Annotated in this window: 21 protein-coding genes and 3 pseudogenes; 9 read left to right on the forward strand and 15 right to left on the reverse strand. The window is 68.5% G+C overall.

The features are described 5' to 3' along the window. Positions 1–135: 135 nt before the first annotated feature. From ACWGIH_RS17785 to ACWGIH_RS17795, 3 genes are read left to right on the forward strand one after another with little or no spacing between them, the layout of a single operon-like run. Complete coding sequence (locus tag ACWGIH_RS17785; protein ID WP_453445288.1) at positions 136–1080, forward strand: LLM class flavin-dependent oxidoreductase; 945 nt, start codon at positions 136–138, stop codon at positions 1078–1080. Further along, on the forward strand, positions 1077–1799 hold the full coding sequence (locus tag ACWGIH_RS17790) for an esterase/lipase family protein (RefSeq protein WP_453445290.1): 723 nt from the start codon (positions 1077–1079) through the stop codon (positions 1797–1799). Before ACWGIH_RS17785 ends, ACWGIH_RS17790 begins: the two co-directional genes overlap by 4 nt. 4 nt (positions 1800–1803) lie before the next feature. Beyond that, the gene (locus ACWGIH_RS17795) at positions 1804–2478 is read left to right on the forward strand and encodes a winged helix-turn-helix transcriptional regulator (RefSeq protein WP_453445292.1); all 675 of its coding nucleotides are present in this window, start codon (positions 1804–1806) and stop codon (positions 2476–2478) included. A 355-nt stretch (positions 2479–2833) separates the two neighbouring features. On the opposite strand, the gene qcrB is transcribed toward ACWGIH_RS17795, so the two are convergent. The 3 genes from qcrB to ACWGIH_RS17810 all read right to left on the reverse strand — a co-directional run bounded on the left by qcrB (position 2834) and on the right by ACWGIH_RS17810 (position 5641). Next, positions 2834–4465, reverse strand: a complete 1632-nt coding sequence (qcrB, locus tag ACWGIH_RS17800; protein ID WP_453445294.1) for a cytochrome bc1 complex cytochrome b subunit — start codon at positions 4463–4465, stop codon at positions 2834–2836. 119 nt (positions 4466–4584) lie between these two features. After that, positions 4585–4779, reverse strand: coding sequence for a hypothetical protein (locus ACWGIH_RS17805; RefSeq protein ID WP_453445296.1), 195 nt, complete (start codon positions 4777–4779; stop codon positions 4585–4587). 391 nt (positions 4780–5170) lie between these two features. Further along, the gene (locus tag ACWGIH_RS17810) at positions 5171–5641 is read right to left on the reverse strand and encodes a winged helix-turn-helix transcriptional regulator (protein ID WP_453445298.1); all 471 of its coding nucleotides are present in this window, start codon (positions 5639–5641) and stop codon (positions 5171–5173) included. 124 nt (positions 5642–5765) lie between these two features. On the opposite strand from ACWGIH_RS17810, the gene ACWGIH_RS17815 reads away from it, so the two are divergent. Genes ACWGIH_RS17815 through ACWGIH_RS17830 form a run of 4 tightly spaced genes read left to right on the forward strand, consistent with a single transcriptional unit; the run spans position 5766 to position 9650 of the window. Next, the gene (locus ACWGIH_RS17815) at positions 5766–6686 is read left to right on the forward strand and encodes a nitrilase family protein (RefSeq protein ID WP_453445300.1); all 921 of its coding nucleotides are present in this window, start codon (positions 5766–5768) and stop codon (positions 6684–6686) included. Between the two features lie 4 nt (positions 6687–6690). Continuing rightward, positions 6691–7866, forward strand: a complete 1176-nt coding sequence (locus tag ACWGIH_RS17820; RefSeq protein ID WP_453445302.1) for a hypothetical protein — start codon at positions 6691–6693, stop codon at positions 7864–7866. Continuing rightward, positions 7863–9221 (forward strand): amidase, encoded by a 1359-nt coding sequence (locus tag ACWGIH_RS17825; RefSeq protein ID WP_453445304.1) that lies wholly within the window; start codon positions 7863–7865, stop codon positions 9219–9221. Before ACWGIH_RS17820 ends, ACWGIH_RS17825 begins: the two co-directional genes overlap by 4 nt. A gap of 33 nt (positions 9222–9254) precedes the next feature. Next, on the forward strand, positions 9255–9650 hold the full coding sequence (locus ACWGIH_RS17830; RefSeq protein WP_453445306.1) for a tautomerase: 396 nt from the start codon (positions 9255–9257) through the stop codon (positions 9648–9650). A 143-nt stretch (positions 9651–9793) separates the two neighbouring features. Here ACWGIH_RS17830 and ACWGIH_RS17835 read toward each other — a convergent pair whose 3' ends face one another. After that, on the reverse strand, positions 9794–10921 hold the full coding sequence (locus ACWGIH_RS17835) for a hypothetical protein (RefSeq protein WP_453445308.1): 1128 nt from the start codon (positions 10919–10921) through the stop codon (positions 9794–9796). Next, complete coding sequence (locus tag ACWGIH_RS17840) at positions 10918–12141, reverse strand: AAA family ATPase (RefSeq protein ID WP_453445310.1); 1224 nt, start codon at positions 12139–12141, stop codon at positions 10918–10920. The genes ACWGIH_RS17835 and ACWGIH_RS17840 overlap by 4 nt, the downstream gene beginning before the upstream one ends. A gap of 579 nt (positions 12142–12720) precedes the next feature. On the opposite strand from ACWGIH_RS17840, the pseudogene ACWGIH_RS17845 reads away from it, so the two are divergent. Continuing rightward, a pseudogene (locus ACWGIH_RS17845) lies at positions 12721–12921 on the forward strand (DUF1330 domain-containing protein); the annotation flags it as partial. 210 nt (positions 12922–13131) lie between these two features. On the opposite strand, the gene ACWGIH_RS17850 reads toward ACWGIH_RS17845, so the two are convergent. The 8 genes and pseudogenes from ACWGIH_RS17850 to ACWGIH_RS17885 all read right to left on the reverse strand — a co-directional run bounded on the left by ACWGIH_RS17850 (position 13132) and on the right by ACWGIH_RS17885 (position 20361). Beyond that, positions 13132–13353 (reverse strand): hypothetical protein, encoded by a 222-nt coding sequence (locus ACWGIH_RS17850; protein WP_453445311.1) that lies wholly within the window; start codon positions 13351–13353, stop codon positions 13132–13134. A gap of 21 nt (positions 13354–13374) precedes the next feature. Continuing rightward, entirely contained in the window at positions 13375–13710 is a 336-nt protein-coding gene (locus ACWGIH_RS17855; RefSeq protein ID WP_453445313.1) for a hypothetical protein, read from the reverse strand. A 100-nt stretch (positions 13711–13810) separates the two neighbouring features. Continuing rightward, entirely contained in the window at positions 13811–14311 is a 501-nt protein-coding gene (locus ACWGIH_RS17860) for a GNAT family N-acetyltransferase (RefSeq protein ID WP_453445315.1), read from the reverse strand. An 82-nt stretch (positions 14312–14393) separates the two neighbouring features. Further along, a complete protein-coding gene (locus tag ACWGIH_RS17865) occupies positions 14394–14957 on the reverse strand; it encodes a nitroreductase family protein (RefSeq protein WP_453445317.1) in 564 nt (187 codons plus the stop codon). Positions 14958–15118: 161 nt separating this feature from the next. After that, the gene (locus tag ACWGIH_RS17870) at positions 15119–15856 is read right to left on the reverse strand and encodes a thioesterase II family protein (RefSeq protein WP_453445318.1); all 738 of its coding nucleotides are present in this window, start codon (positions 15854–15856) and stop codon (positions 15119–15121) included. Then, entirely contained in the window at positions 15853–16113 is a 261-nt protein-coding gene (locus ACWGIH_RS17875) for a phosphopantetheine-binding protein (protein ID WP_453445320.1), read from the reverse strand. The genes ACWGIH_RS17870 and ACWGIH_RS17875 overlap by 4 nt, the downstream gene beginning before the upstream one ends. 202 nt (positions 16114–16315) lie before the next feature. Next, positions 16316–17821 (reverse strand): annotated as a pseudogene (locus tag ACWGIH_RS17880) (amino acid adenylation domain-containing protein); the annotation flags it as partial. 311 nt (positions 17822–18132) lie between these two features. Continuing rightward, positions 18133–20361, reverse strand: coding sequence for an acyltransferase domain-containing protein (locus ACWGIH_RS17885; protein WP_453445322.1), 2229 nt, complete (start codon positions 20359–20361; stop codon positions 18133–18135). A gap of 92 nt (positions 20362–20453) precedes the next feature. On the opposite strand from ACWGIH_RS17885, the gene ACWGIH_RS17890 reads away from it, so the two are divergent. Beyond that, a complete protein-coding gene (locus ACWGIH_RS17890) occupies positions 20454–20636 on the forward strand; it encodes a hypothetical protein (RefSeq protein WP_453445324.1) in 183 nt (60 codons plus the stop codon). A gap of 1113 nt (positions 20637–21749) precedes the next feature. Here ACWGIH_RS17890 and ACWGIH_RS17895 read toward each other — a convergent pair. Then, positions 21750–22349: a hypothetical protein gene (locus ACWGIH_RS17895; protein WP_453445325.1), complete on the reverse strand. Its 600-nt coding sequence runs from the start codon at positions 22347–22349 to the stop codon at positions 21750–21752. Between the two features lie 184 nt (positions 22350–22533). Beyond that, positions 22534–23380: pseudogene (locus tag ACWGIH_RS17900) on the reverse strand (IS5 family transposase); the annotation flags it as partial. Positions 23381–23426: the final 46 nt, after the last annotated feature.

Below are 23426 nucleotides of genomic sequence, written 5' to 3' on the forward strand. Positions count from 1 at the left end.
GGCGGTCGGAGCGGACAACAGGGATTGCCTGACCCGTGGATCCTCAATACCTGAATATGAAGCTTGTACTTCAAATTCAGGAAGTAGCGAGCTAAGGTCAGCAACGTGGATGTTCCACGGCCGCCTGGAGGGGCGATGGCACCGCTCAAGATCGGCTATCTGCTGCCGACGCGTGATCAGACCGTTCGGGCGGAGCACGAGTTGGGGGGCCTGGTCGCTCAGGCCCGGCGGGCCGAGCGTCTGGGCCTCGACTCCGTGTGGGCCGGCGACAGCCCGATCACCCGGCCACGAGCGGACCCGCTGCTGCTCCTGGCTGCCGCGGCGCAGGCCACCGATCGGATCACGCTCGGCACGGCTGTGCTGCTGCCTGCCCTGCGCCACCCGATCCTTCTCGCGCATCAGCTGGCCACCCTCGACCGGCTCTCCGAAGGGCGACTGGTCGCCGGGCTTGGCGGGGGCTTCCCGACTCCGGCCACGCGGGCCCAATTCGCGGCCGTCGGCGTCCCCTTCGCTACCCGCGTCAGCCGCCTGGAGGAGTCGGTCGAGGTCATGCGGCAGCTTTGGTCCGGCGGAGCGGTGTCCCACCGCGGCGAGCACTTCAACTTCGATGACGTACGCATCTCGCCCCCGCCGACCCGTCCGCAAGGCCCGCCGATCTGGCTGGCCGCAGGAGGCGGACCCGCGCTGCGGCGCGTGGCACGTCTGGCTGACGGCTGGCTTCCCTACCCGCCCGCCGCGGCGATGTACGAGACACAACTCCGCACCATCGAAGAGTCCGAGCCTGCCCGCCCGGTCACTCCCGCCCTATACGCGACGCTCTGCCTGAACCAAGATCCGGAGCTGGCCCACCACCGTCTGCGCAGCAGCATCGAGGCCTACTACAGCGCTCCGCTCGAACGCGTCGCTGCGATCCAGAGCCTCTTCGCCGGCACCGCCCGCCAGGCCGCCGACCACCTCGCGCGCTACGTCCGGGCCGGTGCCCGGCACCTGGTGATCCGCCTGGCCACCGACGACCACGAGGCGGCTCTGGAGGAGTTCGCCGACCAACTGCTGCCCCTGCTGCGCGAGGAGAACCGATGACCACCACCTACGTACTCGTCCACGGCGCCTGGCATGGCCCCTGGGCCTGGGATCGGCTCGTCCCCTGCCTGCACGCCGCCGGTGCCCAGACGCTCACCCCCGACCTGTCCACCGGCGAGGATCACGGGCTCCATGACCATGCCGAGATCGTCACCGCGGTCCTCGAGTCCGTCCCCGAGGATGATGAACTCGTCCTGGTCGGCCACAGCTACGCCGGACTGGTCGTCCGGGAGGCGGCGGACAGGGCGCGCCGTACCGTCGACCACATCGTCCTCGTGGACGGCTGGGCGGGGCCCGACGGCGTGAGTCTGTTCTCTCTCGCGCCGGAGTTCCTCGTCGGCGCGGTCAGCGCGGCCGCAGCCGCCTCCCCCGGCGGGCGCCTGGCACCGGCGCCTCCGCCGGCCGCCTACGGGATCGTCGACGCCGCCGACGCCAACTGGCTCGCAACCCGTCTGGTGCCGCAACCGCTGCGCACGCTGAGCGAGGCCACGCGGCTGAGCGGACGCGTCGAGCAGATCCCCGGCACGGCCGTCCACTGCCGCCCGTCGACCTACCCGTTCGAGCGCTTCGGTGCGGAGCTCGGCTACCGGAGCCGTGTACTTGATGGCCCGCACGACATCATGCTGACCGATCCGGAGTCCCTCGCCCGGCTGCTGCTGGAGGTCCGCCAGTGCACGGATCCTGCGCTTCAGGAACAGGAAGCGCGGAGTCTAGAGTGAGGGCGTGGAGCAGCGAACGTACAACCAGTACTGCGCGACCGCGCGCACCCTCGACCTCGTCGGCGAGCGCTGGACGCTGCTGCTGATCCGCGAACTGCTAACCGGGCCCAAGCGGTACGGCGACCTCCAGACCAGCCTGCGCGGCCTCGGCACCGGGCTGCTCGCCACCCGGCTGAAGCACCTCGAACGCGAGGGCCTGGCCCGGAAGGTCATCCTGCCGCCGCCCGCCCGCACCCCCGCCTACGCCCTCACCGAGGCCGGCCAGGAACTCGGTCCCGCCATCTTGGCGCTGGCGAGCTGGGGCCTGAAGTGGGCCATGGGTGAGCGGCGTGAGACGGAGACCTTCCACCCCGGCTGGGCCGTGCTCGGCCTCCGCGCGTGCTTCGACCCAAAGGCCGCGGCCGGGCTCCGCGCGGTGTACGAGTTCCGCGTCGACGACGAGGTCTTCCACGCCCGGATCGACGACGGAACCATCGAGGCGCTGCACGGGCCCGCCCAGCACCCCGACGTGACGCTCGCGATGAGCGAGGAGGTGTTTCTCGGCGTGACCGCTCAGAGCCGGACACTGACTGAGGCGATCGCGGCCGGTGCCGCCTCGGCGACCGGCGATGCCGAGGCTCTGCGCAGGCTGAACGGACTCTTCCGACTGCCCTCTCCTCGATCCCGCATGGCGGGCTGACCCGGCCCCGCACTGGGCCGCAAGTCCGGACGCCTGCCGGACGTCGCCCGTCTTTGAACGAGTTCACACCGACGCCCTCGGCTCTGACAAGCAGGTGTCTGCGCCTTTCCGTCGAAGGCTCCTGTCTCGATGACCCCCGCACGTGAGCACAGCCGTTTGTGTCCACATGAGTGACAACGTCAACCCATTCGCATGAGTGGACGTCTTCCCCGACCGCCCCCTGGAGGGGAACCCTGTGGCCTTGTTCCCAACGCCGACGAGCTGCCCGAGACTCGGTCCTCCTCATTGAGTGCGCCCGTCGGCGGCCAGGTTGCGGCATCTGCCCGCCAATGCGCACCGCTTCGCGGCGAGACCCTCACAGAGCGTTCGGATCGCCCTCGATCGCGTGCAGGTCATCGGCAGCGGGCTTGGCGACCTGACCGTCCTCCCCGTACATCGCGCGCGACAGCCCGGCACGTATGCGCGCACTACGGTCGGCGGCAAGCACATTGCCGTCGGCGTCGGTCGACGGTTCCAACTGGACCGGGCGGTACTGCTGATGAGCCGTGAGCGTGTGGAGCTCCTCCGGTGAGAGCCGCTCGTGGACCTCGACGAACTCGCCGTGCGGCAGCCGTTTGATGATGCCTGTTTCACGGCCGTGGAGCACCTTCTCCCGGTCGCGGCGCTGCAGACCCAGGCAGATCCGCTTGGTCACGACGAACGCGATGACCGGTCCCGCGAAGAAGACGATCCGGACGACCCAGGTGATCGCGTTGATCGACAGGTGGAAGCGGGTGGCCCAGAGGTCGTTACCACCACCGATCAGCAGGACGAAGTACACGGTCAGCCACGCCACACCGAAGGCCGTACGCGTCGGTGCGTTGCGCGGCCGGTCGGCTATGTGGTGCTCGCGCTTGTCACCCGTTACCCATGCTTCCAGGAAGGGGTAGGCGGCGATGGCCACAAGTATCAGCGGGAAAATCACCAACGGGATGAAGACGCCCAGTGCGAGTGTGTGGCCGCCTAGGTTGATCTCCCATCCCGGCATCACGCGAATCAGTCCCTCGGCGAAGCCCATGTACCAGTCGGGCTGTGCGCCGGTGGACACCTGGTCGGGCCGGTAAGGGCCCAACGCCCAGATCGGGTTGATTGTGGCGATCGCCGCAAGGAGTGCGATGACACCGAAGACGAGGAAGAAGAAACCGCCCGCTTTTGCCGCATAGACCGGCATGAGCGGCATGCCGACCACGTTTTTGTTGGTGCGGCCGGGGCCGGCGAATTGAGTGTGCTTGTGGTAGAAGACGTACACCACATGCGTGACCACCAGGATTACCATGATGCCCGGCAACAGCAGAACGTGGAACGAGTAGAACCTGGCCACGATGTCGTCGCCGGGAAATTCCCCGCCGAACAGGAACATGGACAGGTATGTCCCCACGACGGGCACCGAAAGGAGTGCGCCCTCAAGGAAACGGACCCCGGTGCCCGACAGTAGGTCGTCCGGCAGTGAATATCCCGTGAAGCCGGTGAACATGCCCAGAAGGAAAAGCAGGGACCCGAACGTCCAGTTGACCTCGCGAGGTTTGCGGAATGCCCCCGTGAAGAAGACGCGCATCATGTGCACCAGCATGCCAGCGAGGAAGACCAGCGCCGCCCAGTGGTGGATCTGTCGGATCAGCAGGCCGCCGCGGACGTCGAAGCTGATGTCCAGGGTGGAGGCGTACGCCTCCGACATGCGTATGCCCTGCAGCGGGAGGTAGCTGCCGTGGTACTCCACCTCGTTCATCGATGGGTGGAAGAACATCGTCAGGTATACGCCCGTGAGGATGAGGATGATGAAGCTGTAGAGGCAGACCTCGCCGAGCATGAAGGACCAGTGGTCCGGGAAGATCTTGCGCATATTGGCCCTGGCCATGCCATAGATTCCCAGGCGTCCATCCGCCCAGTCCGCCGCGCGCTCTCCCGCAGAGGCCCTTTTAATGCGGGATTCCTCGGTTACTGTTCCCATTCGTGCCGCCAAAATGAGTAGGACAACTGCTCTGCGCTGTTACTCCGCATTTGATCTCCTCTGTTTTCCGCTGAGGGGCAGAGAAGGCTCGCAGGCCGATCGTTGAATGCTCCGTGTAGTCATGGGCACGGCCAGTAAACAGCGAGTGAGAAAACGATGATGGCAGTGCACATGGGGAACATTCCATTGTCCTCGAGGAACAGAGAGTCGAGATGAGGCAACTGCAGCGCCACGAACAAGACGGCATAGGCCTGCAGGGTTGCCGCAGGCAGGGTGATCATGGGGCCGTACCAGAAAGCACCTTTGCGTGCCACGGTGGGGGACACCTGCCCCAGTTCCGGTAGGAACCACCAGTGCCGACGAGGAGCCATCAGCCCCTCCCGGCGGTTTTGGGCGGAGGTACCGCACTCTCGCGCATCACAAGGTCACGACCCGGACGGTCCGGGTGGGACGGTGATCTTTGTCGACGGAACATCTGACCTCTTCGCTCACGTGCCTACGCACAAGACAAAGAGGCGACTCTGTTTGTGACAGGTCTGGGGTGTCGACTGGGTCACATCGCGGATGGCAGCGTGCACTTGGTACGCACACCCGCCCGGCCAGCCTGCGCGGGCCCGGGGCGCAGACGTACCGGGACGTGTCATCGCACTCGTGGGCGGCCCCTGTACGGCTGCCGTGCACACCACCCGGCGGGGCGTTCTCGTTTCAGGGGCCAGCGCTCTCTGCGTCCGCCAGCTTGTACACGTAAGAGTTTTGGTGGCTAACGGGTCGGCCGTCGGCGTCGAGCGGTGCCAGGGGGCTGATGGGTCGCCTGCTGTCGGTGTCGAGCAGCAACGAGTGAGCCTCACCCTCCGCGAAGAGGTGTCCCTCACCCCACTGCCGGAGAGCCACGAGGATGGTGAAGAGGTCGGCGCCCTTGTCGGTGAGGATGTATTCGCTGTACGCGGTGCCGTCCGAGGCTGGGCGCGTTTCGAGGACCCCTTGAGCCACGAGGGTGCGCAGCCGGTCGGTGAGGATGTTCCGTGAGGCGCCGAGGCTGCGCTGCAGGGCCCCGAAACGGCGGGTCCCGTCGAAGACATCGCGAATGATCAGCAGGGACCACCGGTCTCCGACCACGTCCACTGCCCGGGCCACGGGGCAAGCCGCCGTCGCCAGTGCCTCCTTCGATGTCCCCATCTGTACCTCCCGGGTGTGCCCGTCGGGACACATCTGCCCCGACGAAGTGGTTGCAAAACTGCACCACCGATCCTACGCTCGGAGCATCCGGTCTCATTTTGAAACCACCTTCAGGGAGAATCCGATGAGTGACGTGACTGATGCAGCTGCTGTGGCGGACGAGGCTCGGGTGAGCCCGGCCCGCGTAGCCGTAGTGCAGTTCGAGCCGCAGGTTGGTCTCGACAACCTCAAGGCGAACGCGGCCGCGGTCGAGCAGCGTCTGAACGCTGCGGGCGAGGCGGGCGCCTCGCTGGTCGTTCTGCCCGAACTGGCGACGACCGGCTATGTGTTCGAGACGCGGGAGGAGGCGTTCGCTCACTCCGAGACCATCCCGGACGGGCCGTCGCTGCAGATGTTCGAGCGGCTCGCCGCCGAGCACAGCATGTACATCGTCGGCTGTGTCGTTGAGCGGGACGGCGAGCGGCTCTACGACACGGCGGTGCTGGTGGGGCCCGATGGTTACATCGGCCGTTACCGCAAGACGCACCTGTGGAACACCGAGAAGCTGTGGTTCACCCCCGGCGACGAAGGGTTCGCGGTCTTCGACACCCGGATCGGCCGCATCGGTCTGCTGGTGTGCTGGGACATCTGGTTCCCCGAGACCGCCCGGATCGTGTCCCAGATGGGTGCCGACATCATCTGCATCCCGACCGGCTGGGTGTGGACCCCGCCGCCGCTCTACGACGCGAGCGGCGTCTGCATGGCCGCTCACCTCACGATCACGGCCGCGCACGCCAACAACGTCTTCATCGCGACGGCCGACCGTACGGGCCAGGAGCGCGGTGCCGGGTTCATGGGCAACTCGCTGATCGCCGGCACCAATGGATGGCCGATCGACCGCATCGCCGGTCCGGACGAGGACACGATCATCTACGCGGATGTGGACCTCACTGCGGCCCGCACCGCTCCGATCTGGAACCAGCTCAACGACCTGCACCGGGACCGCCGCACGGACCTGTATGACCCGATGCTCGGCTACCGCGGCGCCCCGCCGCTGCCGAGGTGACGTCATGAGCGCCGTTGCCGGCCCGACGAAACGCACACACAGGGCTGCACTCCAGATCCTCGTGGCGGTCGCGTCCGCCGCCGTCGTCGGCGCGGTCGCCTGGGCAGCGCTGACCGACGGGCCGGGTTGGGAGGGCGACCGCAGCGACCTGATGGGCCTGACCCGCTGGGTGCTGGCCGCGATCTCCGAACCTCAGTTCTACGTCGCCGGATCGGCCGGTGCCTTCCTGCTCGCCGGTGGCCTGGTGGGCCACATCGCCCACCGCCGCGGCCTGCACCTGCAGGGCTTCGTCCAGGCGTGCGGAACCGGGATGTGGCCGCCAGTGGCGGGCGCCGCCCTGCTCAGCCTCGTGCTCAGTGCACTGCTCTGGGGCACGACGCTGGCAGACGGGACCTGGCAACCACTCTTCGTGCCCCTGGTCTCGGTCGCTCCGGCGATCGTGGTCCTCTACGGGCCCGGCTGGCGGGTGCTGCTGACGGCCGCCGTCTCGGGGGCGCTGCTCGCTCCGCCGGCGGCGATCGCGATGGTCACCTGGGTCTGCGACCCGACCGGTCTGCCGCCTGTCGTCGGCGCGACTGGCGGCATGGTTCTGGCCGCTGCGGTGGCCTTCCTCATCTGTCCCCGGTTGCCATGGATGCCCCAGTTCTGGGCCTGGCGGTCCGCGGCACCCGCCGCGCCAGCCCCTGCCCCACAGCCGGCGCGGCACGGACTGGTGTGGGTTCTCCGGCGGGCACTGGCCGACCTCTCCGAGGCCCAGTTCTTCGGCAACGAGTGGGCGAGCGCGGCGCTCGTCGCCGGTGCGCTTCTCACTCACGTGCTGGCACCGGACTCGCTGGTCTACGGATCGGGTCTGTTCCTGACGGTCCTGATCGGACAGCTCACGACTGCCCTGATCGGGGTGACCTTCTGGCGGCAGCGATGGCGGGTGGCGGGCTTCTACCCGACGTTCGTTCCCGTGGTGTCCGTCGTTCCGGCGGCGATTCTCACCTACAACGGCGCTCTGCTGGCCACTGCGGTCGCGGCGCTGGCCGGAGCACTCGTCGCGCCTCCGGCAGCCGCGCTGATATCGGCCCGTCTCCCCGCGAGTTTCCACCCCTTCGTCGGCAACGTCGCCGCCATGAGCATCAGCACGGCGCTGATCGTGCCGCTGCTCTCCTTCCTTCCGGGAGTCTCGAAATGACATCCACCCTCCCCTTCACCATTTCCGAACTCGGTTCCGCGCTGCGACGGGGCACGACGTCAGCCGTCCAACTGGCCGAAGACGCACTGCGCCGCATCGAGGACCGCAACCCGGCCGTGAACGCCTTCGTCTTCGTCGACACCGCGGGCGCCATCGCCGCGGCCGAGCGGGCGGACGCCGATCTCGCCGCCGGACGCGACCGCGGGCCGCTGCACGGCGTCCCGGTGGCAGTCAAGGACCTCATCGACATGGCCGGCCTGCCGACCACTTGCGGATCGGCCTCGTCCTTCGGCACAACTCGGGCGGTCGAGGATGCCGAGATCGTCACCCGCCTGCGGCGCGCCGGTGCGGTGATCGTCGGGAAGACGACCCTCCACGAGTTCGCCTACGGCGCGACAGGCGACCGCTCGGTCCACGGCCCCTCCAGGAACCCGGCCGACACCGAACGCATGACCGGCGGCAGCAGTGGCGGCAGCGCCGCCGCTGTCGCGGACGGCATGGTGCCGCTCGCACTGGGCACCGACACCGCAGGATCGGTACGGGTCCCCGCCGCGGTGTGCGGCGTGGTCGGCTACAAGCCGGCCTTCGGCTCCCTCCCGGTGGACGGCGTCTTCCCGTTGGCACCGACACTCGACCACGTCGGCCTGTTCGCCAGGAGCAGCCATGACGCACTCCTGGCGAACAACGCTCTCATCGGCGCGGCCCTCGACGGCATGCCGCCGGCCGGCGCCCCGGCCCACGGAGACCCCGTGGCCTGGATCCCCCCGGAGGACTTCGGTCCCAGCGATCCGCGCGTCACCGAAGTCGCCCGCTCCTTCCTCGTCCGCGGCGGAGCGCTGCCCTACACCCTCTCCGGCGCGCTGGGAGACGTCGCGGATCTGTTCCGGACGTTCTCGACCCTGCAGGGACACGAGGCGTACGCCGTCCACGCCGATCACCTCAGCGGCGAGGAGTCGCTGATCGACCCCGACGTCGTGACACGGCTTCGAACCGGACAGTCGGTTACCGCCGAGCAGTACGCGGCGGCCGACCTCACGCGCCGCCGGTTCCGCGACCGCGTCCTGGCACTCCTCGACCAGCATCCGATCATCGCCATGCCCGCCGTCCCGGTCACCGCACCGCGGATCGATCAGCGAACCGTACAAGCCGGCGGCAGCACCCTGGAGACCCGCGCAGCCCTGCTGTCCCTCACCAGCCCCTGGAACATGGCCGGTGTGCCCGCCCTGAGCGTGCCCGCAGGTCATGTCGACGGACTGCCGCTCGGCCTTCAGCTCATCGCCGCCCCGGCCAACGAGGAGCGGCTCTTCAGCATCGCCACCGCCATCGAGATCAACGCCGCAGCCGTCGCGCACTGACGGCCGACGGCCCACCAGCGAAAGGCACAGCACATGCCCTCCATCCAGATCGACCTGCCGCTCCAGGTGTCGGCCCCCGAGAAACGAGAACTCGCCGGACACATCGGAAAGATCTACGCCGAACGCATGGAGGTCAACGCCGACCTCCTCACCGTCTCCATCCACGACCTCGGCAGCGGTGGTGTCTGGCGGTGCCACGAGGACGGCGAACCGACACCGTCCGCCCTCATCATGTGCGACATCCGCAGCGGACGCCCCCGCGAGACCCGGGCGGCCCTCGCGCAGGCACTGATCGACGTCTGCGTCGAACGGCTCGCCCTCGACAGCCTGTGGATCAAGGTCGAGTTCACGCAGCACTCCGGTGACGAGATGTACCACCCACATCTCGGGGGCTTCAACACGGACTGGACGGGCAACGAACGTACCTGACCGACGCAGAGAGGACGCCCGGCCTTGCTCACTCGGCGCGGACAGCGCCCCGTCACCAGTTGTCCTGTACCGCGCCCGCGGTACAGGACAACGACGGCCTCAAATCCGCCGCAGATGCGCCTCCCGAGACGAGCGGTCCAGGCTCAGCTTTCCTTGCGCCGGTCGAACCACATCGTCGCCACCGTTGACAGCAGACCGGCCCAGAACAGCACCTGGGGGACCGTACGTTGCGTCCATGGCACCTGGGTGATGAGCAGGGCGCACAGCATGGCCCACGCCGCCTGGGCCAAAACGATCCGCGGCCAGAGTCGGCGCCGGACCAGCGAGCGCAGATTGACCCGGACACCGGCGCGCAGCCGCCGGTACCTCAGCAGGGCCCCCACGACCCACACCACGGCCATGGGGACGAGATCCCAGAGCCGCTGGCCCAGAGGCAGGGGCAGTTCCCGCTGGGTCTCGCCCTCTGTGACGAACAGGTCGAGGCCCACGGCGGCGAGAGCGAGGCAGAGCAGGGCGAGCCAGCGGACGCCGCGCAGCAGACGGAAGGAGGCGCGGTCCAGCCCGCTGCGCAAGGGTGCGGATTCCGGGGCGGTGGCCAGCGCGTCGGCGTACAGGGAGGCGGCCTCGGCGGCCTTGACGCCGGGTGTGGTCGCAGCCTTCCCGGCCCGCCGGGTCAGGGCCCGCTCATGGTGCGGGTCGAGCCGGAGGATGGCCTCGTCGAGCTGGTCGGCTGTGGCCCGATTGCCGGCCATGTCGGCGATCGTCCAGGCCACTTCATGGCCGAACACTTCCTCGGGGGCCAACCGGATGGCCTCCCGGGCCAGTTCGCCGGACTCCCGCAGAGCAGCGTCATGGTCCTCGCGCCTGACCTGCCCGCCGTTGGCCTGCCCGGAGCGGATGTCCCTGATGCGCCACAGCCAGTCGGCGAGCAGCGCGTAGCCCTGCCAGTGGGCGGGGGTGATGCGGATGACCTCGCGCAGGACGCCTTCGGTCTCCAGGAAGCGCCCGGCGGCGCGCAGGGCGTGTGCGTGCATGACCAGCGCCCCGATGTCCGCCGCGTCCACCGCCAGCGCCCGCTCCGTCGCCTCCAGGGCCTTCGTCCCGTCCTTCTCGTCCCCCAGGTGACTGCGGGCGAAGTTGACCCAGGCACGGACATCCTGTGGGTCCTCGGCGAGCCGCAGGGTCAACAGCTCCCGGGCCTCGGCATACCTCTTCAGGTCGATGAGCAGATCGGCCCGCTCGACCGCGGGGTGCAACGCGAACGCCGTCACAACTTGCGCCTCTTCTTCAGGTACGCGACCAGATCGTCGTACATCCCTCCATCGTTGGCGAACATCGCGACGTTCCGTGCTGACGCGAACCAGGGTTCGGCGGACGGAACGGTCTCTTTCGCGGCCGCCAGCAGGTCCCTCATACCGATCATGCGGAGGGTGCCGGTGCGCGCCGAGTCCAGCAGCGCCTGCTCGGCCGCCGCCTCGCAGACATGGGCCAGATCTGCGCCGGAGAGGCCTTCGGTGGCCTTGACCAACTTGCCCAAGTCGACGTTCTCGATTGGCCGGTCCCGCAGGTGGTAGCGGAGGATCGCCTCCCGGGCGGGACCGTCGGGTGGCAGGACGAGGATGGTCCGGTCCAGACGTCCCGGGCGGCGCAGGGCGGTGTCCACGTCCCAGGGCACATTGGTGGCCGCCAGCACGAACACACCCTCGTTCGCCGCCGAGTCGATGCCGTCCAGTTCGGTGAGCAACTGGTTGACGGTGTTGCGCATCCCGCTCTGTGCGGTACGGCTGCGCTTGGCACCGAGGGCGTCCAGCTCGTCCAGGAAAACCACGCACGGCGCCTGCCGGCGAGCGGTCTCGAAGACCTCGTGCATGTTGCGCTCGGAGCTGCCCATCCACATGTCGAGGACGTCGTTGACCGACACCGACAGGAACGCGGCACCGAGCTCCCCGGCGATCGCCCGGGCGATGAATGTCTTGCCGCACCCGGGCGGTCCGTACAGCAGCAGCCCACCGCGCAGGCTCTTGCCGTATAGCGCACGCAGCTCCGGGTTGCGCAACGGCGCGAGGAACGCGGCCTCAAGGCGGTCCTTCACCTCGTGCATGCCGCCGACATCGGCCAGCCGCACGACGCCGGGCTTCTCGACCTCCCACGCCTGCGCGGCGCCGGGGTCGCCCTGCTCGTCCGCCGGGATCGGCGTCTCGATGAAGCGCGGCGGAACGACGTCGCCGACCTGCTCCTCGGCGGCGCTCCAGTCGAATCCGGGCCGGGAGGCGGGCGGCTGGGCGGGCACGCCCATGGCCCGCGCCATCAGCTCCCGGGCCCGGGCATCGCCCGGCGCGTACTGCAGGGCCACGGCCGCCTCGCCGACCGCGGCGTCCGCTTGACCGGCTTCCAGCAGGAGCTGGGCCAGGTGTACCCGCAGGGGGACGTCGGAGGGGGCGGCAGCCAGGGCGGTACGAAGACTCTGTATGAGAGGGGAGTCGTCCTGCATGGCCCATACTCTACGTCGCCCTCTCCCGGCCCTTGGCCCGCCGACCAATTGGCGTGATCCCGCCGCACGAGCGGGTCAATTGAGTCCAGGACGCAGCCTTTTGCCGCGTCTGCGGCCCAGGCACCGATGAGTGGTTGCCCCCGAACTCTGGTCGCGAGGGACGGCTGGTGTTCTGCGGGGTGGGAGCTGGCGGGACGGTTTGGCGGTATTGCCGGGAGTGTGGTGCCACAGGGGGCCGGCGCGGCATGGACCACAGTGCGGACACGAGTGTGAAGGAGAGCGCCACTACAAAGCAGGTATGGCTCAGTGTGGTGAGAAAGAGAAGGTGGTCCTCACCCTGGCGTCCGAATGACAGGTACTCATTCATGGCATGCGGATGCTTAGTCCCACCACGGTGCTGGACGAGGCGCGGTGCTGGTGACATTGGCGATATCTTCCGCGACGCCGATCGACCGGGCGAACATGCGGGCCGCGACGCGGCCGGTGGGCGCTGGCACCGAGTAGGTGTAGCAGCCCAGGAGACCGAGACGGTCATAGGTGGGACGGAGCCGTTCGAAGTCCGGGCCCGCTCCGGTCGGCAAACCCGGGGGCGGTCGGACCCTCGTCCGTGGCGGTCGGGTCGTGGCACATGACGCCGGAATCGCGGAGCGCCCCGTCCTGGTCGAGTTCGACACCTTCGAGCAGGCCGTCGCGGCGTACGAGAGTGCGGCCAACCAGAAGGCGTTGGTTGCCCTCTCCGACGGCGTCGAGCGTGACTTCCGCATCGTCGAAGGCTTCGACTATCGACGTCCAGCCGGACGCCCAACTTGCTCGCGCAGGTCAGCATCCTGCGCCCGGCCATCTTCGCTGTCATAAGGCACCACCACACCGCGAAGGCGTCTCCCGCTCACACCTCCGCAACCAGACGGGTCATGCGGGGCCCTGGTGCCTGGTGCCCGGCGTCTGAGTGCCGGTCCGGTGTGGGCGGTCAGCATGCGCCCTTCTTGGACGTCACGGCCGCCAGCCGTGACCTCGTTGGGTCCAGGTTTTCTCGTCGAGCCCCGGTGGTGTGTAGTCGTCTTTCTTCGAGCGCACACGCTTGATGTGGGTGCAGAACTCCGTGTCCGTGCCGTTCGCGGACACCTCGAAGTACGCGTCGGCATCCTTGTTGCCGGGGGCAGGGTCGGTGCCCACACCGCCCTGAGGGGCGTCGCCACCGCCGTTCTCGGCCACTTTGCTCTTAATGAGCGTTTCCTAGTCGTGGAGGGCAACCACGGGTTCACCCGACTCGTCGACCCGGTACAGGAAGCCGTCCAGCTCGTACGTGGCTTGCTCCACCGCGCTCGTCAGCTCGTCATCACTCCACTTCTGGCCGTCGGAAACGGCCAGACCTTGAAAGCCTTGTATGACGCCGCCCACGGCGAAACCCACCAGAAGAAGGCGCGCGACGATGAACGCGGCGTCTGGGATGCCAGGTGCGGACGGGTTCAAGGAGGTGCGCCAGGAACGGACCCGGTCCGCCGTCACGCACGCCATGAGGATCAGCAGCCCCGACAAGACGAAGAGGAAGACCGAGAGCTTCGTCAGCATGCCTGACCTCCGTCCACTGGCCGCCGTGCACCGTCACGGTTTTGACGGTGCACGGTACTGTCTGCGGCCCTCACGATCTCGAAGAGCGATTCCGATGGGCTCAGGTCAGTTCCTTGTGCATCACGATGCAGGCGCGGCCGTACTGCTTGTCGGCACGGCGGTCGATTTCCTGCCAGCCCAGTGAGCTCCAGAAGGTGAGGGCGGGAGGGTTGTTCTCCAGGACGGCAAGCCGGATGCCCTCCCGTTCCTGGCTGCGGAACCGCTCCTCGACCAGATCGGCCAGTAGCCGGCCGACGCCCGTGCGGTGAAAGCTGCCGTGCACCATCAGTAGCCCGATCCAGGGCTGGCCGTCCGTGGGGTGGCGATCGAGCAGACAAAGGAGTCCGATGAGCTGCCCCCGCTCATCGCGGGCGAGCAGCACTTCGCAGCCTTCGGTAGCGGCCTCCCTACGCAGGTCGCTTTCGACCTGGTCGGCCTGAACGTTCTCTGGGTCGTACTCACCCGCGGCGCGCCAGTACTCCGGGTTGCTCGCGTACAGGTCGACCACCTCGGCGATTTCCTGCGATGAGAAGCCGAGAGGGGAAAGGGAAAGGGTGGACACGCGGGCCAGGATAGTCAGCGTTGGTCGTGGGTGGGCTGACACAACCGCCAGCACGGCCAGGGGACTTCGGTGCGGTCTGAGATCAGGGCTCCACCGGCGACCAGGGGGCGGAGCGCACGTGCGTGACGCTGTTCCGGGTGCGGGCCCTTGGGGGGCCGTCGGCCGCCTTGCCGATCGCGACCATCGAGACGATCGCCCAGCCCGGGGCCGGGTCCAGCTCCTTGGTGAGCCCCTCCAGGTCGAAGGCCCGGAACTGGTGCGCAGCGAGCCCCATGGCCTGGGCCTGGACAGTCATGTGGGCGACGGCCTGGCCGAGGTCGTAGTCCGCGAACTCGGAGTAGAGCACCTGCGTGTCATCGACGTACCGGCGCGTCAGCGTGACGACGAGCAGGCTCGCGTCCCCTGCCCAGCGGGCCGAGCTCGGCGCAAGGTGCGGCAGTACCCGGTCTTGCTCCGGCTCGCCGGGCCTGCCGGTGAAGAAGCCCCACGGCTGGGAGTTCCCCGCCGACGGCGCCCATCGCGCGGCTTCCAGCAGCAGCTCGAGCGCATAGTCGTCGACCACCGCCGACGGATCGAACCGGGCAGGGCTGAAACGCTCGGCAAGGAGCGGGTGTATGCCGGGGGGCGTCTCCTGGGGACGGCGCATGTTCCGCTGCAACCGGCGACCGCCAGAGCGTATTCCCGCAAGCAGTCGCTGGGCCGGGCTCGGCACCTGCCGAGGGAGCCGGAGGCGGTCCTAGGGACATACCTCCCTGCCGCCCCGGACACGCGCCCACTGCCCGAAGAAGGGGCACCGGGTCATGGACGTCAGCCGGAGCCGGTTCGCGGGGCGGACAGGGTCTTCTCCAGCAGCGCGTACGGAGGGCTGTCGATGAGGTAGAAGTGGTTTCCGGAGACTGGCGCCTCTTGGACGGCACCCGTGCTCAGCGCGCTCCACGGGCGGAGGTCCGCGTCGTCGTCCCGGTCGTCGACGATGGTGGTGACCGGACAGCTGAGCAGCGGCTCCGGCGCCATGGCGTACCTGTGGAACATGCGGCCGTCGGCGATCAGATACGGCATGACCACCTCCTGGAAGATCGGGTCGGCTGCTATCGCCGTGTCGGTGCCACCCATCCTGACCAGGTCCGCGAGCAGTTGCTCGGGGTCCTCCTCGGGGCCGGAGAGGACGGGCAGCGGGGCGTCACGGGAACCGGAGGCGAAGAGGTGCTCGATGTGGATGCCCCGGTGTTGCAGTGCCCGCGCCGTCTCCAGGGCCACGGGAGCGCCCAGGATGTGACCGAAGAGGGCCAGCGGGAGGCCCGCCAGCGGTACCAGTGCGTCGGCGATGTGGGAGGCGAGCCGGACGAGGTCCTCTGGAGGTTCCTCATCCAAGCGGTCGGCACGCCCCGGGTACTGGACGGCGTACACCTCCACCTCGGACAGCGACTGGCCCCATGCCCGGTAGAAGGAGGCCGAACCCCCGGCGTGCGGGAAGCATACGAGACGGATGCGCGCATCGGGACGAGCGGTCTTGCACACGAGCCCGCGTGAGGTGGGTGTGGTCACTGTCCGGCTCTCTTACGTGCGCGCTGCTGACGAAGTCTGGCCGTACGGGCTCTGCGGGCGGCTTCGGCGGAGCCGGATCGGCCCGTCTCATCCCCCTGCTCATGACAGGCGCGGATGAGCGCGGCCTGGGCCGACACCGTGGTCTCCTGGAACAGTGAGACGATCGTCGGCCGCAGCCCGCAACGCTGCTCCAGCACGTCCTGCAATTTGAACATGGACAGTGAATGGCCGCCGAGATCGAAGAAGTTGACGTCCATGGGCACGGTGTCCACGTCCAGTACCTCGGACCAGGCGGCCGTCACCTGGGCGAGCAGGGGATCTCCGACGACGGGCGGGGCCGCGACCGCGGGCCGGGTCGCCGGCGGCTCCGCGGCGAGCGCCCGCAAGCGCGCGGTCGACTTTTCCGTTGAGGTTGCGCGGCAGTCCCGGCAGCACCCGCAGTTCACCCGGCACCATAACCGAAGGCAGCTTCTCCGCGAGAGCACGGCGCAGCGTGACCGGATCCGTGTTCCCCGCCGAGGCGACGAAGCCGATCAGGCCGGCTCCCTGTGCGTCGGGCAGGACGACCGCTTCCTGGACGCCGGCCAGCAGGCACAGCGTCTCCTCGATCGCGCCGGGCTGCACGCGATGGCCACGCACCTTGACCTGATCGTCGTTCCGTCCGATGAAGTCGAGCCGGTGCTCCGCGTTCCAGCGCACGAGGTCACCGGTCCGGTACATGCGCGCGCCGGCTTCGGGAGCGAAGGGATCCTCGGGAAAGGCCTCCGCTGTGGCCTCCGGCCGGTCGAAGTAGCCACGCGTCACCCCGGCCCCGCCGATGAACAACTCGCCTTCCGTGCACGGCGGTAGGGTGTTGAATTCGCCGTCGAGCACGTAGAGCCGAGTGCCTGGGACAGGGCCCCCGATGCTGACCGGCCCCGGGCCGGTGAAGCGGTGGTACGTGGCCCACACGGTCGCCTCGGTGGGGCCGTATTCGTTGACCAGTTCCACCCCAGAGGAGTGCAGGGTGAAGTGCCGGTCGGCCAGGGTTTGCGGCAGGACTTCGCCCGCCACGATCGCCTGCCGCAGCGAGGCCAGGGACGCTGTCCCGACGCGCTCGGCGGCGTCGAGCAGCAGTCCGTACATCGTGGGCACGTACAGCGTGCGGTCCACGTGGTGGCGGCTGATGAGGGAGACCAGCTGTTCGGCGTCGCGCAGCTCGTCCGCGGAGGTCACGACCAAGCAGCCGCCCGCCAGGAGCGTCCCCCAGATACCGGCGACCGACGAATCGAAGGCCAGAGGGGACAGCAGCAGGAAAGTCGGAGTGCCCGAGTAGACCATGAGACGGACCTGTGTCGACGCGGCGAGATTGCGGTGCTCGACGATGACGCCCTTGGGTTCGCCCGCGCTGCCCGAGGTGTAGATGAGGTACGCGGCGTCAGCCGGGCCGGTCGTGGCGGCGAAGGAGGCGGGGGCGCCGGAGGTCGCGGCGTCCGGGGCGTACGTGACCGTCACGACGGGCACCGGGGAGTCGGCCGTGCGAGGCCGGGTGTGCGCCGTAGCCGCAACGGCTTTCACCTGGGCATCCCCGAGGATCACGGCGAGCCGCTCGGCGGGCTGGGCCAGATCGATGGGCACGTAGGCGGCGCCCGCTCCGAGGATGCCGAGCACGGCCGCGATCATTGCGGCGGACGGCTCCGCCAGCACGGCGACCCGGTCTCCGGCACCGACCCTGGCAGCGGCGAGTCGGTGAGAGAACTGCCGTGCCCAGGCGATCAGTTCGCCGTAGGAGACGACGTCCTCACCGCAGCGCACGGCGACCGCCGAGGGACGGTTGGTAGCAAACCTGGCCACCGCCTCGTGTGTGGGAACGAAGGGGACGTCCGGTAGTACGCCGCCCACGGTGGAGGCGGTCGTCTCCTGTACCGCTCCGACGCTGTCCTTTGGCCTGGACAGGGTGGAATTTATGTGGCGTATAGACGCCATAAAAAGCAACTCCCCAAAACTGTCGACGGGACCCTGGGGTTCGTTCGCAGTCAATGCGGTTCAACCAGGTGTGTCACCACTACGTAAACGAACTCCGTGGTGTGAGTCCGTCCATTGCTCTCTTGGTCGGTCAGGATTCAGTTGTGAATGTCCGGTCTCTTCCGCCTTGAACCACGAAGCCGCCGATGTCGAGGCCATGTGGGTGTTTCATGTCATGTCCCCTTTCGAAGAGCGAAATCGAGGCTTCAGAGGGCGTCCGAGGGTGCCGCATCCGCCTCTTCAGACTCGGCGGACCACCGCGACATGCCCGTTCAGCGTCCGTCGTACGAGCATCTCGCGCACCGGGGCCGGATCCCGAACTCGCTGTTCACTCTGCGGATGAGCCGGGTGATCAGCAGGGAGTCGCCGCCCTGGTCGAAGAAGTCGGCGTCCGCCGGGATGTCGTCACGGCCCAGCAGCTCCGACCAGAGCCGAGTCACTCCTCCAGCCGGGTCGATCGGGGCAGGGGCCTCGGTCATTGGTTCTTCGGGCGGCGGTGTGAGGGTGGGAGAGCGCTTCGGGTCCGGCGCGGGCGCGCTCGGCACATCCGGGGCCTTCACTGCCTCAGGGGCTAACAAGGAGGGCCCCGCGAAGGGGTAGCCGGGCAGCCTGGCCCTGCGTCCGTTGCCGGTGAGGTCTGCCGACGCGACCGGCTGCCCCAGGGTCCACAGGGCACCGACGCCGCTCAGCACCGTGGACGACGACGCGTCCTTGACCGGGTCCAGGGCGACCGCTGGGATTCCGGCGGCCTCCGCCATCGGTGAGAGGGGGCGTCCGGGGCCGATCTCCACGGCCAGGGCGCCCGGCAGGTGTGCGGCCAGCGCCTCGAGTGCGGCGCCGAACAGCACGGTCTGCCGGACCTGCATCACGAACATGTCGCGGGACAGCTCGGTACCCGCCGCGGCGACTTGGCCGGACACATTGAGCGCGATCGGCAAATTCGTCGGCCGGAGGTCGATCCCGGCCATCGCCTCGGTGAGCGCGGGCAGCGCGGGCTCGATCAGGCGAGAATGGCCCGCGTGACTGTAGCGCAGGCGGCGCATGAAAAATCGACTGCCCAGGTGCTCTTGATACGCGTCGACCTCATCCACCGGCCCGCCCAGCACGCAGGAGTCCGGGCCGTTGACCGCGGCCACGTCGAGCTTGAGACCCCACTCCTCGGCGAGCGCCACGGCCGACTTCACGTCGGTCCCGATGGCGAGCATCGCACCCTGCGGGCAGTCCTGCATGGACTGGCCGCGCGCCGTGATGAACGCGGCGGCGTCCTCCCGGCCGAGGGCTCCGGCGACGGCCGCCGCGGAGATCTCGCCGGAGCTGTGCTCGCCGACCGCGGCCGGTCGGACCCCCAGCTCCTGGAGGGCTGTCGCCGCCGCGTAGCCGACCGCGAAGAGCGCCGGCTGTGCCAGCGCGGGCCAGCTCAGCTCGGCGGCAGGGAATCCGGGGTCGTACAGTGCCCGCCGCAGCCGCTCCGCCTGCGGGGCGGTGAAGGCGGCGAGACACCGGTCGAGCGCATGGCGGAACCCGGGGAGAGCGGTGAACAGCTCAGCCATGCCCGGGCGTTGGGTACCGCCACCGGGAAGGAAGACCGCGGGGGCGGCCCCCGACGCCGGCGTGGTGCCCCGGGAGGCCCGGGATCGGTTGGCAAGACGTTCGGCGACCTCGGCACTCGTGCGGCCGGTGACCGCGAGGCGCTCACCGAGGGCCGGGCGGCCGTGGACCAGCGTGGCGCACACCTCACCGAGATCCGGGTCGTGCTTCTGGAGATGGGCTGTCAAGTCAGTGGCCATGCGGTCGAGCGCCTCCGGATCCGCCGCGGACAGCAGGGCCAAGCGCTCTGGTGGCGTCTGGGTCACCGGGAACGTATCCGGAGCGGGCCTTTCCCTTGGCGGCGGCTCGATCACGACGTGCGCGTTGGTGCCGCCGATGCCGAAGGCGCTCACTCCGGCGCGCTGCGGAAGTGCACCAGCCCACGGGGCCGCCTCGGTGGGGATGTACAGCGGGCAATTCTCGGTCTCGAGCAGGGGATTGGGCTCGATGAATCCCGCCACGGGCGGGATCACGCCGTCGCGTACCACGAGCAGTGCCCTGATCAGTGCGGCGACCCCCGCGGCAGCGTCGAAATGGCCGACGCTGGCCTTCACCGCTCCTACTGCCACGCTGCCCGGTCGGGCGCCGGCTCGGCGCAACGCGGTCGAGGCCGCCGTCCACTCGATCCGATCGCCGATGCGGGTGCCCGTGCCATGCGCCTCGAGGTAGCCGATGGTCCCGCCGTCGACCTCGGCCGTGTTCAGCGCGGCGTTGATGACGCGTTCCTGCCCGGCAGTGGAGGGTGCGTAGTAACCGGCCTGCGCGTTCCCGTCGTTGTTGATCGCGGATCCCAGGATGACGCCGTACGGCTCAGGGTCGTTCTCGGTGACGTCCGACAGTCGGCGCAACACCACGGCACCGGCACCGGACCCGGCGATCACCCCGTCCGCCTCCCGGTCGAACGTCCGGCACACACCGGTCGTGGAACCTCACCCCACCGGATTCCGCAGCGTCGGCCACAGGGGCGGCAACCGAGCCCGTCGCGCCGTCCACGTTAGCGCTGCGAGTGTTCGTCGGCATCGGCTTCCTCCTGCTCGCCGTCGCGTACGCGACGTTCGTCATCGTCGTGCTGGACCAGTCATATAGCGGAGACGGGGCCGACGGCCCTCTGGCGGATGTGGCCCAGTCGTCGATGGGCCTCTCCGCAGCGGCGGGGCTGTTGCACTCTGCCTGCCAAGTGCTGCCGTGAGCCACACCGCGCGGAACGGAGCCGTGATGTTGCAGTACACGCTGGCGTTCGCCGGGCCGGTCTTGGCCGCCATCGACGGGCACCTAGCTTGATCTGCAACCTGTGCGACGACGTCGTGAGGTGATGTGTTCCTTCATCTGCAGGGCCTCGCTAGATGTGTATCTCGCGCAGCAGTGCCGGCACCGCCGCCGCACCCATGTACGTCAAGGCCCCTTGCGGCCCGCCGCCGCCTCAGGTCTCCCAGAACCCTGACCAACTCCGCGTCGCCGTCTCCTGTCGCTCGGGTGCACGGACGACGCTCACTATGCCCGCCGGGTAATGGCTGTTCACTGCGGCATGCACTTCGGTGAGGGTGGCATCGGCCAAGGCTCTCGCCGGTTCATTTCCTTCGCGCAGTGTTTGGCGGAGGTAGGTGCGGTCCTGGCAGAGCGCCGCCAAGAGGAGGAGCGACGACTCGGGGCGGCCGACGGGGTAGTAGGTGATGTGGCGCTCGGAGTGGGACTTGACGCCGTCGGCACTGAGGAACAGCGGTGCACCCCGAGGGCATCGCGTCGGGCTGGGGGAATACTGCGCCACGGGTGTCATCGCGATCGTTAGAGCGGAGGCCTGGTGGGTGGGATAGGTGACCAACAGGCCGTTGACGGAGGACTGCCGGGATGTGCGATCTCAGGTGGTCCAGGACCAGTTCTTCGACGTCATCGGCGAGGTTGCCCGCGGCATCGCGAAGAAAGTGAATTGACGTGAAAGTCGGACAAGTCGGCGCTTGTCTCGGGCTGGACCAGTGCGGCGGGGGCGGGACAGGGTTGCTCTGGCCGGTTCCACCGCGCGGGCCCATCCCTCCTGGCCACTGCTCGCTTAACTCTCGCACGCTGGCACGTGCATCAGTGACCCCCGCCCCGCCCGCGCTTCACCAGCACAGCGCTTGCGTGGGATCTGGAATGAGGCCACGCACTGGGCGGTCCGGTCACCGCACACGAGGACGGCGACGCGCTCGGCGTCTAGTTCACGACCTGTCCTGCGCGTCGGGCGCGGGCCCTTGTCCGGTCATGTATGCGCGAACAGGCCCTGCTGTTCGCGCATACGGCCGGAGCCGTGAGCGCTGCTCAAGGGCTGTCAGCACTTGAGGCCGATGATGCCCCACCCGCGCGCCGCAGCCTCGGTGACTACCTCCCCCCACTCGGTGACGAGGGCGGAAAATGACGAGAAGTCATTGATCCACCCCGTGGGTGCGGCGGCGTGATTTTCGAAGGGGGCGCGCAGGGAGGGCACGCTGGGCTCGGCCTGGATCCAGAAGCGATAGAGGACTGCCACGTCCTCGGGGAGGAGCCAGAGCATAGTCTCCGGGCACCAGAGGTTCTCCCGTCCAGAGACGGCAGGGGCGAAGGGTGGGTCCGCGAAATCCCAGTTGTACTCGCCCCAGAACAATGGAGCGCTGAACTCATCCAGTGCCATGCGGAGTCCGGGGGGTACGAATCCTCGCATCTTGTCCCAGCGTTCGCCGGCCCAGAAGTGCGGCTTGTACGAGGTGAGCGTGTTGCGGAATTCGTAGCGTGCGTACCAAGGGCCGTTACGGCCGTCAGGCCAGGCCCATCCTTCCGGTCGGTCGGCATCCCAGGAGTCGTCACTGCCAAATGCGGCAGTCCGCACCAGGTCGGCCCGCAGCCCGACCGGTATCGCTTCTACGCACGCGCAGTCGACGATCAGAAGTTCCATGCACAGGCCCACGCGGCGAGCGTATACCAGCCATCGTGGGCGATGGTGGAGCTGCTGTTGCTCAAGGTCGAGCGCCGAACTCAGCATCTGCAAGCGACATCCGGACCGACTGGTGTTCCCGAGTGCAAGCGTGCCCGAAGATAAGCGGTCCGCTCCAGCAGGCCTCGCCTTCGCCGGAACGCGCTGCTCGGAAGCCCTTGAGCCGGTTGGTGGCGCGTTCGACGGTGTTGCGCTTCTTGTAGCGCTCGCCGTCGAACCCGGTGGGCCTGCCGCCGCGGGAGCCTCGATTGTGCCGGTGCCTTTGCTGGTCCAGGCGTTCGGGGATGGTGTGGGATATTCCGCGTCGTCGCAGTAGCGGCGATTCTTGCGGGACGTGTAGGCCTTGTCCGCCAGGACATGGTCGGGTCGGCTGCGTGGCCGCCCGACGCCGAGGCGGGGCACAGAGATCTGGCTAAGTACGCGCTCGAACTGGGGGCTGTCGCCGCAGTGTCCCGGGGTCAGGACGACGGCGAGGGGCCTGCATCGTCCGTCGGCGGCAAGGTGGATTTTGGTCGTGAAGCCGCCGCGGGAACGTCCCAGAAATTCGCCGCTTGGAGGACTTCCTCCAGCCGGGCGGCCAGTTTCTGCAGCACCGGATCGACCTGGTTCGTCCCCCGGCCGGCCCCCTTTTGGCCCACCGCGGCCGGGGGTGACTTCCGTGCGCCGGCCGCGTGTTGCTGGGCTCGCACCGTGGTCGAGTCCACGGAGACATCCCAGTGGATGCGACCTTCGGCACTCCTCAGCTGCCTGCACTTTCGATGACAGCATGACCCACGTGCCATCCGCTGACCAGCGACGATGACGTTTATAGACCGTCTCCCACGGCCCGAAACGCTCCGGCAGATCCCGCCACTGGACCCCCGTGCGCACCCGGTACAGCACCCCGTGATCACACGCCGGTGATCATTCCACCGGCCCCAACGGGCACCACCACGAGGCAAGAACGACACCAGCCGGTCCCACTCCGCATTCGTTAAATCACCACGACCGATACGACCAGCCTGGCCCCAACTACCCACTCACGTCAGGAGATCCGAG

The sequence above is a fragment of the Streptomyces sp. NPDC054872 genome, from assembly GCF_053610705.1.